9 protein-coding genes are annotated in these 14,689 nt (G+C 58.8%); 4 read left to right on the top strand and 5 right to left on the bottom strand.

Annotated elements, in window-relative coordinates:
- Nucleotides 1-220 precede the first annotated feature (220 nt).
- Nucleotides 221-3,397: an amidohydrolase family protein gene (locus QUE41_RS00045; protein WP_286340997.1), complete on the top strand. Its 3,177-nt coding sequence runs from the start codon at nt 221-223 to the stop codon at nt 3,395-3,397.
- A 47-nt stretch (nt 3,398-3,444) separates the two neighbouring features.
- Here the strand turns inward: QUE41_RS00045 and QUE41_RS00040 are convergent, their stop codons facing one another.
- On the bottom strand, nt 3,445-4,023 hold the full coding sequence (locus QUE41_RS00040; RefSeq protein ID WP_286340996.1) for a DNA-3-methyladenine glycosylase I: 579 nt from the start codon (nt 4,021-4,023) through the stop codon (nt 3,445-3,447).
- Between the two features lie 122 nt (nt 4,024-4,145).
- Between QUE41_RS00040 and glyQ the strand changes: the two genes are divergently transcribed.
- From glyQ to QUE41_RS00025, 3 genes are all read left to right on the top strand, one after another.
- Complete coding sequence (glyQ, locus tag QUE41_RS00035; protein ID WP_028110351.1) at nt 4,146-5,057, top strand: glycine--tRNA ligase subunit alpha; 912 nt, start codon at nt 4,146-4,148, stop codon at nt 5,055-5,057.
- A gap of 6 nt (nt 5,058-5,063) precedes the next feature.
- On the top strand, nt 5,064-7,136 hold the full coding sequence (gene glyS / locus QUE41_RS00030; protein WP_286340995.1) for a glycine--tRNA ligase subunit beta: 2,073 nt from the start codon (nt 5,064-5,066) through the stop codon (nt 7,134-7,136).
- 228 nt (nt 7,137-7,364) lie between these two features.
- A complete protein-coding gene (locus QUE41_RS00025) occupies nt 7,365-8,402 on the top strand; it encodes a GMP reductase (protein ID WP_286340994.1) in 1,038 nt (345 codons plus the stop codon).
- A gap of 274 nt (nt 8,403-8,676) precedes the next feature.
- Here QUE41_RS00025 and gyrB read toward each other — a convergent pair whose 3' ends face one another.
- From gyrB to dnaA, 4 genes are read right to left on the bottom strand one after another with little or no spacing between them, the layout of a single operon-like run.
- Complete coding sequence (gene gyrB / locus QUE41_RS00020; protein WP_286340993.1) at nt 8,677-11,091, bottom strand: DNA topoisomerase (ATP-hydrolyzing) subunit B; 2,415 nt, start codon at nt 11,089-11,091, stop codon at nt 8,677-8,679.
- A 14-nt stretch (nt 11,092-11,105) separates the two neighbouring features.
- A complete protein-coding gene (gene recF, locus QUE41_RS00015; protein ID WP_286340992.1) occupies nt 11,106-12,170 on the bottom strand; it encodes a DNA replication/repair protein RecF in 1,065 nt (354 codons plus the stop codon).
- Nucleotides 12,170-13,270, bottom strand: coding sequence for a DNA polymerase III subunit beta (gene dnaN, locus QUE41_RS00010; RefSeq protein ID WP_286340991.1), 1,101 nt, complete (start codon nt 13,268-13,270; stop codon nt 12,170-12,172). Before dnaN ends, recF begins: the two co-directional genes overlap by 1 nt.
- Before the next feature lie 15 nt (nt 13,271-13,285).
- Nucleotides 13,286-14,662, bottom strand: coding sequence for a chromosomal replication initiator protein DnaA (gene dnaA / locus QUE41_RS00005; RefSeq protein WP_286340990.1), 1,377 nt, complete (start codon nt 14,660-14,662; stop codon nt 13,286-13,288).
- Nucleotides 14,663-14,689 lie beyond the last annotated feature (27 nt).

Raw genomic sequence — 14,689 nt, 5'->3', positions numbered from 1 at the left:
CCTTAAGACATACTCCTATGCAAAAAAGCCGTTTATCACGGCTTTTTTTGTGCCTGCTCGGCGAATCCTCCGATCCTACGCCGATTCTGAGCACCATCAATGGCCGTTGAGTGCCCCCCCAGAGGATCCCCCTGAAGCGTCAACGACCGGGAAGTATTCACCAACCCGGCCATTCAGTAGACTCGGTCTCCAGCGAATAAAAACCAAGACAGGGAGTCCTATGTCAGTTCTAAAACCCCTCTATGCCGCCCTGCTGGCGGCCGGTCTGGTGTTCACCGGATCCACCCTGGCCAATGAAGCCCCTGGCTGGGAGGTCAATGAGCCCCAGGGACCGCTGCAGAAGATCAGCATCGACGTCCGCCAGGGCACCTGGATGAACCTGGACATCAGTCCGGACGGCAAGACCCTGTTATTCGACCTGCTGGGGGACATCTACGCCATGCCGATCAACGGCGGTGAGGCCACTCCGCTGATGAAGGGGATAGCCTGGCACATGCAACCCAGGTTCAGCCCGGACGGCAACTACATCGCCTTCACTTCAGACCAGGATGGCGGCGACAACCTGTGGATCATGAAGGCAGACGGCAGCGACCCGCGTCCGGTGTCCGAAGAGTCCTTCAGGCTGCTCAACAGCCCGGCCTGGAGCCCAGATGGTCAGTATCTGGTCGGTCGCAAGCACTACACCGCCGCCCGAAGCCTGGGCGCCGGCGAGGTGTGGATGTACCACATCCAGGGTGGCGAAGGCATTCAACTTACCGAGCGCCCCAACGACCAGAAAGACCTGGGCGAACCCGCCTTCTCCCCAGATGGCCGCTACATCTACTTCTCCCAGGATGCGACACCGGGCAAGACCTTCCACTACTCCAAGGATTCGGTGCAGGGTATCTACAAGATTAAGCGCTACGACCGCGAAAGCGGCGACATCGAAGTGCTGCTCAGCGGCACCGGCGGCGCCATCCGCCCCACCCCGAGTCCTGACGGCAAGACCCTGGCCTACATCAGTCGGGATGGTTTCCAGTCCAGCCTCTACCTCTATGACCTGGCTTCCGGGGAGAAGCGCAAGGTCTACGACAAACTGGACAGGGACATGCAAGAAACCTGGGCCATCCATGGGGTGTATCCCACCCTGGCCTGGACCCCGGACAACAGCGCCCTGGTGTTCTGGGCCGGGGGCAAGATCCACAGATTGGATCTCGGCAGCGGCAACTCAGAGGTGATCCCCTTCCACGTCAGCACTCAAAAGCAGGTGCAACCGGCGGTACGGTTTGCCCAGACACTGGACCCGGATCGGTTCCAGGTGAAGATGCTGCGTCAGGTTCAGGTGTCTCCTGACGGCAAGCGGGTGGTGTTTGAGGCCCTGGGCAAGCTGTGGCAGCGCAGCCTGCCCGACGGCAAGCCCAAGCGGCTGACCCGGGAAAAGGACGCCTTCGAACTGTTCCCCCGTTTCTCTCGCGATGGCAAGTCTCTGGCGTTCGTCACCTGGCAGGACGACAAGCAGGGCGCCATCAAGGTGATGAATCTGCGCCGGGGCAAGATCACCACCCTGACCGAGGAACCGGGCAAGTACGTGGAACCCGCCTTCAGCCCGGATGGCAACAGCGTGGTCTTCCGTAAGGCAACCGGTGGTTACATCACCTCCCCCACCTGGGACAGAGATCCCGGCATCTACGTCGTCCCGGTCAAGGGCGGCGAACCCCGTCTGGTCAGCGACAGCGGCAGCATGCCTCACTTCGGTGCCAACCCGGGCAGGCTGTTTCTCACCGATCTGACCGAAGGCAAGCCCGCCCTGGTGTCTGTCAATCTTCAGGGATTCGACAAGCGGGTGCACTTCACTTCAGACCACGCCACCGAGTTCCACGTTTCCCCGGATGGTGAGCGCCTCGCCTTCGCCGAGCGGTTCAAGGTGTTTGTCACCCCCTTTGGCCAGCATGGCGAGACCCTGCACATTGGCCCGGACGGGGGCGGACTGCCGGTGAAGCAGTTGTCCCAGAGAGCCGGTGAGAACATCAACTGGAGCGGCGACAGCCAATCTCTCTACTGGTCCCTGGGGCCGGAGCTGTACCAGGTGGGCATCTCCGATCTCTTTACCCCGGGTTTCGAAGGGGACACCCAGGCTCAGATGACCGAGATCGGCTTTACGTCTGACACCTATGTTCCACGTGGAACCATCGTCTTCTCCGGTGGCCGCATCATCACCATGGAGGGGGATAAGGTCATCGAAGATGGTGTGGTGGTGGTGAAGGACAACACCATCATCGCCGTCGGCCAGCGCAGTGACGTTCCAGTCCCTGAGGATGCCCAGGTGATCGACATCCGGGGCAAAACCCTGATGCCCGGTCTGTTCGATGCCCATGCCCATGGCGGTCAGGGCAGCAACGAGATCATCCCCAGACAGAACCGCATCAACTACGCCAGCCTGGCACTGGGGGTCACCAGTATCCACGACCCCTCCAACGACACCACAGAGGTGTTCTCTGCCAGTGAACTGCAAAAAGCCGGAGAGGTGACCGGACCCCGCATCTTCTCCACTGGCACCATCCTCTACGGCGCCAACATCCCGGGCTACACCTCCCACGTGGACAGCCTGGAGGACGCCAAATTTCACCTGGAGCGACTCAAGAAAGTGGGCGCCTTCTCGGTGAAGAGCTACAACCAACCCAGGCGCAATCAACGGCAGCAGATCATCGCCGCCGCCCGCGAATTGGAGATGATGGTGGTCCCCGAAGGGGGCAGCTTGCTGCAGCACAACCTGTCGATGATTGCCGACGGTCACACAGGGGTGGAACACGCCATACCCGTTGCGGCGGTCTACGACGACATTAAGCAGTTCTGGAGCCAGACAGAGGTCGGTTACACCCCCACCCTGGTGGTGGCCTACGGCGGCATCTGGGGTGAGCACTATTGGTACGACAAGACCGACGTGTGGAAGCACCCTCGCCTGTCCAAGTATGTGCCCCAGGAGATTCTCAGGCCCAGGGCCATGCGTCGCACCACGGCGCCGGATGAGCATTACAACCACTTCAATGTGGCCCGGGTTGCCAACGAACTGAGTCAGTTGGGAGTTCATGCCAACATCGGTGCTCACGGCCAGAGGGAGAGCCTCGGGGCCCACTGGGAGATCTGGATGTTCGCCCAGGGCGGGATGAGCAACCTGGAGGCCCTCAAGACCGCCACCCTCAACCCGGCGATGCACTTCGGCATGGACCATCAGTTGGGCAGCATTGAACCCGGCAAGCTGGCGGACCTGATCGTCATCGACGGCAACCCATTGGAAAACATCCGACACAGCGACAGGGTGACCCACACCATGGTAGGCGGCCGACTCTATGATGCGGTGTCGATGAATGAACTCAATGGTCGCAAGCGGGAAAGGGCCCCCTTCTACTTCGAGAAGTAGAGGCTCACACTAAGACCAGAGGGCTCAGATGAGCCCTCTTTTTTTGGCTACCTGGCCAGCGCCAGACACTCCTCATAGGCGGGACAGGTGACCAGATGATCGTTCACCATCCCCACCGCTTGCATGAAGGCGTAACAGATGGTGGTGCCCACAAAGGAGAATCCCGCTTTCTTCAGAGCCTTGCTCATGGCGTCCGATTCCGGACTGGAGGTGGGGTAAGGCTGACCCGGTTCCAAGGCATTCACCAGGGTCTTGTGGCCGGTAAAGGACCAGAGAAACTCTGAGAAGTCGATGCCCTGCTCCTGCATGGCCAGGTAGGCCCGGGCGTTCTTGATGATGGAGTTCACCTTGAGCCGGTTACGGACAATGCCCGGGTCCAGCAGCAGCTGTTCGACCCTCTCCTCATCGAACAGGGCGATGCGCGCCGGTTCGAACTGCTCAAACACCTCGTAATAGCGCGGCGTCTTGCGCAAGATGATCAGCCAGGAGAGTCCCGCCTGCTGACCATCCAGGCACAATTTGGCAAAGAGTTCCCGGCCGTCGGTGACCGGCCTGCCCCACTGAGTGTCGTGATACTCGACATATTGAGGGTCCTCTCCACACCAGGAGCAACGTTGCTTATCCATCGATTCCCTATTCCTTACTCAAGACGACAAAATTTAGCCTACATACCCGGCCTCTAGGAAGGTATACTATTGCCCATTTCGCGCAAGTTTCACGCCATTTAGACGTATCCAGGTGATACCCCATGCAAAAGTTTGACGTCAAGACCTTCCAGGGTCTGATCCTGCAGTTGCAGGACTTCTGGGCTCGCCAGGGTTGCACCATAGTGCAGCCGCTGGACATCGAAGTGGGTGCGGGTACTTCCCACCCCATGACCTGCCTGCGTGCCATTGGCCCCGAGCCAATCGCCACCGCCTATGTTCAGCCTTCCCGCCGTCCTACCGACGGTCGTTACGGCGAGAACCCAAACCGCCTGCAGCACTTCTATCAGTTCCAGGTGATCATCAAGCCCTCTCCGGCGGAGATTCAGGAGCTGTACCTGGAGTCCCTGCGCGAGCTGGGCCTGGACACCGAAGTGCACGACATCCGCTTCGTTGAAGACAACTGGGAAAACCCCACCCTGGGCGCCTGGGGTCTGGGCTGGGAAGTGTGGCTGAACGGCATGGAGATCACCCAGTTTACCTACTTCCAACAGGTAGGCGGCCTGGACTGTCGTCCCGTTACCGGCGAGATCACCTACGGCCTGGAGCGTCTGGCCATGTACCTGCAGGGCGTAGACAACGTCTATGACCTGGTGTGGTCCGATGGCCCTCTGGGCAAGACCACCTATGGCGACGTGTTCCATCAAAACGAGGTGGAGCAGTCCACCTACAACTTCGAACACGCCGATGTGGACTTCCTGTTCACCTTCTTCGACCAGTGTGAGAAGGAAGCCAAGCACCTGCTGGAGCTGGACGCGCCTCTGCCACTGGCTGCCTATGAGCGCATCCTCAAGGCGGGTCATGCGTTCAACCTGCTGGACGCCCGCAAGGCGATCTCCGTGACCGAACGTCAGCGCTACATCCTGCGGATCCGCACCCTGACCAAGTCCGTCGCTGAAGCCTACTACGCCTCCCGTGAGGCCCTGGGCTTCCCCATGTGCCAAAAGGAGCAGTAAGAGACAATGGCTACTGAAACATTTCTGGTAGAGCTGGGCACCGAAGAGCTGCCACCAAAGGCACTGCGACAGCTGGGTGAAGCGTTTCGCGACAACCTGGTGGAACTGCTGGCCAAGGCGGAACTGCCCCACGGTCAGGTTGAATGGTTTGCCTCCCCTCGCCGCCTGGCGGTCAAGATCGCCGAGATGACCCTATCCCAGGCGGACAAGGTGGTTGAGAAGCGCGGTCCGGCGGTGAAGGCCGCCTTCGACGCCGATGGCAACCCCACTAAGGCCGCCGAGGGCTGGGCCCGCAGCAACGGCATCACCGTAGCCGAGGCCGACCGTATGGTCACCGACAAGGGTGAGTGGCTGCTGCATAAAGCCGAGGTTAAGGGCCAGGGCGCCGACGCCCTGCTGCCACAACTGGTCAAGGAAGCCCTGTCCAAACTGCCCATCCCCAAGGCGATGCGCTGGGGCAGCTCCGAGACTCAGTTTATCCGCCCTGTGCATACCCTGACTCTGCTGCTGGGTAACACCTCCCTGGACGCCGAAATCCTGGATGTGAAGAGTGGCCTGACCCTTCTGGGCCACCGTTTTATGGGCCAGCAAAGCCTGACCATTGCCGACGCTGCCCAGTACCCTGCTCTGCTCGAGGAGCAGGGTAAGGTGATTGCCGACTACGAGGTGCGTAAAGCCAAGATCAAGGCTGATCTGATCGCCGCCGCGGCCGAGATTGGCGGTAATCCGGACATGGATGATGAACTGCTGGAGGAGGTTACCTCACTGGTCGAGTGGCCGGTGGTGATGATGGCCTCCTTCGAAGAGAAGTTCCTCAACGTGCCCGCCGAAGCCCTGGTTTACACCATGAAGGGTGACCAGAAGTACTTCCCCCTCTATGACAACGACGGCAAGCTGATGCCCCGTTTCCTGTTTGTCGCCAACGTGGACTCCAAAGATCCCCGTCAGGTGATTGAGGGTAACGAGAAGGTGGTGCGTCCCCGTCTGGCAGACGCCGAGTTCTTCTTCGAAACCGATAAGAAACAGCAGCTGGTGGATCAACTGCCGCGTCTGCAGAGCGTGCTGTTCCAGAAACAGTTGGGCACCCTGCGCGACAAGACAGACCGCATCCTGGCCCTGTCTGAGTACATCGCAGGCCAGATCGGTGCCAACACCGAGCATGCCGCCCGTGCCGGCCTGCTGTGCAAGTGTGACCTGATGACCTCCATGGTATTCGAGTTTACCGATACCCAGGGGATCATGGGCATGCATTACGCCCGCCACGACGGCGAGGCAGAAGAGGTGGCCATCGCCCTGAACGAGCAGTATATGCCGCGTTACAGTGGTGACGACCTGCCCGCCTCTGGCGTGGCTCAGGCCCTGGCCCTGGCCGACAAGATGGATACCCTGGTGGGCATCTTCGGCATCGGTCAGGCCCCTAAGGGTGCCGCCGACCCCTTCGCCCTGCGCCGTGCGGCCATCGGTGCCCTGCGCATCATCGTAGAGAAGGCCCTGCCCCTGGATCTCGCTGACCTCATCGCCAAGGCTCAGGAGCTGTTCGGTGACAAGCTCACCAACGACAAGGTGGCCGATGACGTACTGGAGTTCATGCTGGGTCGCTTCCGCGCCTGGTACCAGGATGAAGGTTACCCGGTGGACGTCATCCAAGCGGTTCTGGCACTGCGCCCCAGCCGTCCCCTGGAGTTCGATCGCCGCGTGAAGGCGGTTCAGGCCTTCCGTCAACTGGACGCAGCTCAGGCGCTGGCCGCCGCCAATAAGCGAGTGGGCAACATCCTGGCCAAGTCCGACGCCGCCATTGCCGACAGCATCGATGATGCCCTGCTGCAGGAAGCCGCTGAGAAGGCCCTGGCTGCCGCCATCAGCGACACCAAGGGCAAGGTTGAGCCTTTGTTTGCCCAGGGCAACTACGGCGACGCCCTGGCCATTCTGGCCGGTCTGCGCGATACCATCGATAACTTCTTCGAAGAAGTGATGGTCAACGCCGACGATCCCGCCCTGAAGGCCAACCGCCTGGCGATGCTCAAGCAGCTGCGTGGCCTGTTTATGCAGGCTGCCGACATCTCCCTGCTACAGCAGTAACACTGCGGTTTCTGTTGATTGAAGGGGCGCCCTCAGGGCGCCCCTTTTTTAATTGTTCCTGAACAGAAACGCTGTGTTCGAGCGAATTTTGTTGTCTTTGGCGTAACTCGACATAGAATGTCGAAAACCGGTGCGTACGACCAATTTCATGGGTCAGTGTATCGGTGCACTCCTCAAAGATCCCACCGATTCCTGTCCCCCCAATTTCGTAGTATTCGGGAATCGATCATGCATATTGAAGCAGACATCAAACTGGGTTTTAAAGACGTCCTGTTCCGCCCCAAGCGCTCTACTCTGGCCAGCCGTTCCCAGGTCAACATTGAACGTACCTTTATCTTCAAACACGCCCCCCAACCCTGGACCGGTGTGCCCATCATTGCCGCCAATATGGATACCGTAGGCACCTTCGAGATGGCCGAGGCCCTGGCCCGCCATAAGATGCTCTGTGCGGTGCACAAACACTACAGCGAAGAGGAGTGGCAGCAATGGCTGGCTGATAAAGACAGCAACTTCTTCGAGCACATCATGGTCTCCACTGGCGTGTCCGACAACGACTTCGGCAAACTGCAACGACTCCTTTGCCAGCACCCTGACCTGAGGTTCATCTGCATCGACGTGGCCAACGGCTACCAGCAGAGCTTTGTGGACTTCGTGCGCAAGGTCCGTCAGCACTACCCCGACAAGGTGATCGTGGCGGGCAACGTGGTCACCGGCGAGATGGTGGAAGAGCTGTTGATCAGCGGCGCCGACATCGTCAAGGTCGGCATCGGCCCCGGGTCGGTGTGCACCACCCGAGTGAAGACCGGCGTGGGTTACCCTCAGCTTTCCGCCGTGATCGAGTGTGCCGACGCGGCTCACGGCCTGGGGGGGCAAATCATCAGTGACGGTGGCTGCACCTGCGCCGGTGACGTTTCCAAGGCCTTTGGTGGCGGTGCCGACTTTGTGATGATTGGCGGCATGTTTGCCGGCCATGATCAGAGTGGCGGCGAAGCCGTAGAAAAGGATGGCAAACAATATCGTGCCTTCTATGGGATGAGCTCCGCCACCGCCATGGGTAAGTACGCCGGCGGGGTGGCCAACTACCGCGCCTCCGAAGGCAAGACGGTGATGGTCCCCTACCGCGGCGACGTCGAGGAAACGGTTCAGGACGTACTGGGGGGCGTGCGCTCTACCTGCACCTATGTCGGCGCCGCCAAGCTCAAAGAGCTGTCAAAGCGCACCACCTTCATCCGGGTTCAGGAGCAGGAAAACCGCGTGTTCAATTGATGTTCCACGTGAAACATTGAGCTGCGCCGAGGGGACAGAATTTGTCCCCTTTTTCGTGACCTGATACTTAGGGCCCTAAGTTCACTTAGATGTTCCACGTGGAACACTCCTTGACCAAGGTCGATGCTCTGCCCCCAACAGCGCCTTTAAGTGACTCGTCGCCCTGGGCGACAGATCAGCGGATACAGCCTTCGGCCATGGGAGACCTGGCCGCGACGAACCAATAAAAAAGGGCGCCATTGAGGCGCCCTTTTCTCTACTCTGTCGCGTGTGATTACACGTCCAGGTTTGCCAACAGCGCGTTTCGCTCGATGAAGTCGCGACGTGGTTCAACCTGGTCACCCATCAGGGTGGTGAACAGCTGGTCACAGGCGATGGCGTCCTCAATAGTCACCTTCAGCATGCGACGGGCTTCTGGGTCCATGGTGGTTTCCCAAAGCTGCTCAGGGTTCATCTCACCCAGACCCTTATAACGCTGGATGTAGAGGCCACGCTTGGACTCGGTCATCAACCAGGTCAGCGCCTCTTCGAAGGAGGTCACAGGACGGGTACGCTCACCACGACGCACATAGCCACCCTCTTCAACCAGATCGGCAATCTCGTTACCCAGGGCAACGATGGCCTGATAGTCAGGAGACTGAAGGAAGTCGTAGGTCAGCAAGTACTCATGATCGATGCCGTGCTGGCGCAGCACCAGTTTCGGCTGTTGAACGTTACGCTCGGCATCGAACACCACCTCGGCACGGTAGTAGGAGCCGTCACCACTCTTGTCGTTGATCGCCTCGGCCACCGCATCACCCCAGGCCTTCATCTCGGACTCGGACTGAAGCTGAGTATCGGCGACGCCACCGGCATAGACCAGGGCGCCCAGCAGTTCACGAGGGAAACGACGGCTCTGACGATCCATCACCGCCTCAACGCCACGGTACTGGTTTACCAGGGACTCCAGGGCGGTATCGGCGATACCAGGGGCCTCGGCATTCACGTGCAGAGAGGACTTCTCAAGCGCCAGTGTGGTCAGGTATTCGGTCAGGGCAGGCTCGTCCTTGATGTAACGCTCCTGCTTACCCTTCTTCACCTTGTACAGGGGGGGCTGGGCAATGTAGACGTAGCCACGCTCGATCAGCTCAGGCATCTGACGGTAGAAGAAGGTCAGCAGCAGAGTACGAATGTGGGAGCCGTCCACATCAGCATCGGTCATGATGATGATGTTGTGGTAACGGGTCTTTTCAGGATCGTAGTCTTCGCGGCCGATGCCACAGCCCAGGGCGGTGATCAGGGTCGCCACCTCCTGAGAGGAAAGCATCTTGTCAAAGCGCGCCTTCTCGACGTTCAGGATCTTACCCTTCAGAGGCAGGATAGCCTGGGTCTTACGATTTCGGCCCTGCTTGGCGGAACCGCCGGCCGAGTCACCCTCCACAATGTAGATTTCAGAGAGTGCAGGATCCTTCTCCTGGCAATCCGCCAGTTTGCCGGGCAGTCCGGCCAGGTCCATGGCGCCCTTACGACGGGTCATCTCTCGGGCCTTACGGGCGGCCTCACGAGCACGGGCGGCATCGATGATCTTGTTGACCACCGACTTGGCGTCGTTGGGGTTCTCCATCAGGTAGTCGCTGAGCTTCTCACCCATGGTCTGCTCTACCGCAGACTTCACTTCGGAGGAGACCAGTTTGTCCTTGGTCTGAGAGGAGAACTTGGGATCCGGCACCTTCACGGAGATCACCGCGGTCAGACCTTCACGGGCATCATCGCCGGTGGCGCTGGTCTTGTTCTTCTTATTGAAGCCCTCTTTCTCCATGTAGGAGTTGAGAGTCCGGGTCAGTGCGGCTCGGAAACCGGCCAGGTGAGTACCACCATCGCGCTGAGGAATGTTGTTGGTGAAACAGTAGATGTTTTCCTGGAAACCATCATTCCACTGCATGGACACCTCAACGGAGATGCCGTCCTCGCGCTCGCTGTTGAAGCTGAACGCCGTGGGGTGGATAGGTGTCTTGTTCTGGTTGAGGTACTCAACAAACGCCTGAATACCACCTTCATAGCAGAAGTGGTCACTCTTGTCGTCGCGCTCATCCACCAGCCTGATGGATACGCCAGAGTTCAGGAAGGAGAGCTCGCGCAGTCGCTTCGCCAGGATATCGTAGTGGAATTCGATATCAGAGAAGGTGCCCGGGCTCGGCCAGAAACGGATGGCGGTACCCGTCTTGTCTGTTTCGCCGATGGCGCCCAGGGGCGCCTCAGGCTCACCCAGATGGTAGATTTGCTGGTGTACCTTACCCTGACGTCGAACCGTCAGTTCCAGCTTATCGGAGAGTGCGTTTACAACGGACACACCTACGCCGTGCAGACCACCGGACACCTTATAGGAGTTGTCATCGAACTTACCCCCGGCGTGCAGCACGGTCATGATCACCTGTGCGGCGGACACCCCCTCTTCGGGGTGAATATCCACAGGAATGCCTCGGCCGTCATCCTGGACCGACACAGAGCCATCCATGTGGATGGTCACGATGATGTCGTTACAGTGCCCTGCAAGCGCTTCGTCGATGGAGTTGTCCACCACTTCGAACACCATGTGGTGCAGGCCGGTGCCGTCATCCGTATCACCAATGTACATACCCGGACGCTTACGAACGGCGTCCAGACCCTTAAGGACCTTAATGCTCGAGGATCCGTAACTTTGCTCTGACATACGCTTGTCTCTGGTTAACTATCCTTTGTCGTGACCCTGCCATGTTCCACGTGGAACTTGCGCTGCCAACCTATCATGGTCAGCTGCTCGGGATCGATGGCGGTCACAAAGACCTGGCTGCCGGTCTGCTCCAGTTGCCTGAGCAACAGAGTACGCTTTTCAGCGTCCAGCTCGGAGGCCAAATCATCAACTAAATAAATGCATTGCTTGTTGTGCTGTTTACTGAGCAGTACGCCCTGGGCAATCTTTAAGGCGCAGACCAGCAGTTTCAACTGGCCCCGGGACAGCACATCTTGTACCGGAATGTTGTTGACCCTGAGTCGCAGATCCGCCTTATGGGGACCGGACACCGTATACCCCAACTGTTTATCACGTTGGAGTTGCTCAGTAAGTAGTTGTTCTATATCGGATTTAGAATCCCATCCCTGGCTGAACGATACACGAACAGGCACTTGGGGTAAAAACGTTCCTATTATACCCTCCAAGACGCCATTTAACGAATTTACCCACGACCTTCTCATCTCGGTCAGGGTTTGGCTGTATTGAGCTAACTGCTTATCCCAAATGGCGATCTGCCGGTCCTCCACCTGGTTTCTCAGCAGTTGATTGCGTTGTTTCAATAAACGACGACAACGTGCCCAAACAAGGTGAAACTGTGGGTCGCTGTGGAAGGCTCCCCAGTCGATGTATTCTCGCCTGGCCTTGGGGCCGTCCAGCAACAGCGCGAAACTCTCCGGGGTGATCAACTGCAGTGGCAGAAGCTTGGCCAGTTCCGCCATCCGCTCCGGTCGCTCACCATTGATTCTGACTTCCGCCTCTCCCTGACGGTTGCGCTGCAGCCCCACCCGTTCATCGCCTATGCGGGCAAACAGGGTAAAGGCATCCTGCTGATACTGAATCACCCGGTGGGATTGAAGGCTGCGAAACGAGCGCCCCAGCCCCAAAAACCAGATCGCCTCCAGCACGCTGGTCTTGCCGCTGCCGTTGGCGCCGTGGATAAGATTGAGACCGCCGGCGGGTTGCAGGTCAGCGGTCTCGATATTGCGAAAGTGGGTTAGCCTAAGCTGACTGAGGGCCATTACAACCGCATCGGCATCACAACATAGAGGGCCTCATCGTCCTCCACGTTCTCAAACAGGGCACTGGAGTTTGCGTCACTCATGATCAGCTTCACCTGCTCCCGTTTCAGGGCATTGAGCACGTCCAGCACGTAGCTGACGTTAAAACCGATCTCCAGCTCACCATGGGGATACTGGACGTCCAGCATCTCCACCGCCTCCTCCTGCTCCGGGTTGTTGGCGGTGATCTTCAACTCGTTGTTGTCCAGATTCAGTCGAACGCCGCGGAACTTCTCGTTGGAGAGGATGGCGGCCCGGGCGAAGGCGTTGCGAAGCACCTCCCGGTCCGCAATCAGCACCTTATCTCCGCCCTGGGGCAGAACCCGACGGTACTCGGGGAAGCGGCCATCCACCAGCTTGGAGGTAAAGATGGCATCCTCGGTTACGGCGCGAATGTTGCCGTTACCGATGCACAGGGTGATGTCGGCGTCCTCTTCGTTAAACAGACGAACCAGCTCGATCACCCCTTTTCGCGGCACGATAACCTGCTTTTCCGGGAGGTTGGCGTCAATGTTCCGATAGGCCACCGCCAGCCTGTGACCGTCGGTGGCCACGGTTCTGAGGACACTGCCTTCGGTCTCGAACAGCATGCCGTTCAGGTAGTAACGCACATCCTGGTTGGCCATGGAGAACTGAGTGGCTTCAATCAGCTGCTTGAGCACCCCCTGCTTCAGGGTAAACTGCTGCTCTTCATGCCAATCACCCATGTTGGGGTAGTCTTCGGCAGGCAGGGTGGTCAAATTGAAACGGCTGCGGCCGGAGCGGATCATCAGCCGGTTGTCCTGCTGTTCGATCTGAATCTCCACCAGGTCGGGCAGACTGCGGCAGATATCGAGGAACTTGCGGGCGGGCACCGTGGTGCGGCCGGGTATCACCTCACCTTCCAGGGCACACTGCCCCACCAGCTCCACTTCCAGATCGGTGCCGGTCAATTTAAGTAAGTGATCACTTACTTCCATCAGCACATTGGAGAGGATTGGCAGGTTATGGCGCCGCTCAACGGCTCCGGAAACCAGCTGCAGAGGCTTCAACAGGGCTTCGCGGTTAATGGAAAATTTCATCTTTGTCTCTCTGGATTAAGAGGAAAGTGTCCGGATGAGGTTGGCGTAATCCTCTTTGATGTCGTGGCTCTCTTCCCGCAACTGCTCAATCTTGCGGCAGGCGTGCAGCACCGTGGTGTGGTCCCGGCCACCGAAGGCGTCGCCGATCTCGGGCAGACTGTGGTTGGTCAGTTCCTTAGCCAGGGCCATGGCCACTTGGCGTGGACGGGCCACAGAACGGGAGCGTCGCTTAGAGAGAATGTCCGCCACTTTGATCTTGTAGTATTCGGCCACTGTCTTCTGAATATTGTCGATGGTCACCAACTTCTCCTGCAGGGCCAGCAGATCACGCAGCGCTTCGCGGACGAAATCGATGGTGATAGGGCGGCCGGTGAAATTGGCGTTGGCGATCACCCGGTTCAGGGCCCCTTCCAGTTCCCGTACGTTGGAGCGCAGACGCTTAGCAATGAAGAACGCCACCTCGTCGGGCAGATGGATCTTGCTCTCCTGGGCCTTGCGCATCAGAATCGCCACCCGGGTTTCCAGCTCCGGCGGCTCGATGGCCACAGTCAGGCCCCAGCCGAATCTGGACTTGAGTCTGTCCTCTACCCCATCGATCTCCTTGGGATAGCGATCCGAAGTCAGGATGATCTGGTGGTTGCCCTCAAGCAGCGCATTAAAGGTATGGAAGAACTCCTCCTGGGAGCGATCCTTGTTGGCAAAGAACTGAATGTCATCGATCAGCAGGGCGTCCACGCTGCGGTAGTAGCGTTTGAACTCTGCGATGGCGTTGTTCTGCAGCGCCCGCACCATATCCTGAACAAAACGCTCCGAGTGCATGTAGATCACCTTGGCGTTGGGATTATTTTTCAGGATGCCGTTACCGACGGCGTGCAACAGGTGAGTCTTACCCAGGCCGGTTCCCCCATAAAGGAAGAGGGGGTTGTAGGCGCCACCAGGATTGTCGGACACCTGGGTGGCGGCCGCGCGGGCCAGTTGGTTGGACTTACCCTCGACAAAATTGTCGAACTGATAGGTGCGGTTGATGTTGCTGCGGTTGCCACCGGCCACCGGGGTCACCTGGGGTGGCTCCACATTACCCACTGCCTGGGCAGGCACCGGCGAGGCAGGCTGAACCGGCTTGGGAGCACTGGCCTTGGTCGCGGAGGGACGACTGCCGATATCAAACTTCAGGGTCGGGGCCTGATCCCCCATGGCTCCCTGAAGGTAGCTGTTGATCTGATCCAGGTATTTGTCCCGGACCCAGTCGAGCACAAAACGGTTGGGGGCGTACAGCGTCAGTGTCTGATCTTCAAATTCAGCCTGGAGTGGACGTATCCACATGCTGAACTGTTGCGCCGGCAGCTCCTCCTGAAGGGTTGCTACGCATTGCTGCCAAACAGACAAAGTCACCGTAATTACTCCAAAAAAAATGATCAC

Source organism: Ferrimonas sp. YFM, from assembly GCF_030296015.1.
GTDB lineage: Bacteria > Pseudomonadota > Gammaproteobacteria > Enterobacterales > Shewanellaceae > Ferrimonas.
Note: the sequence above shows the minus strand (reverse complement) of the source record. Positions and strands in the feature narration are given on the sequence as shown.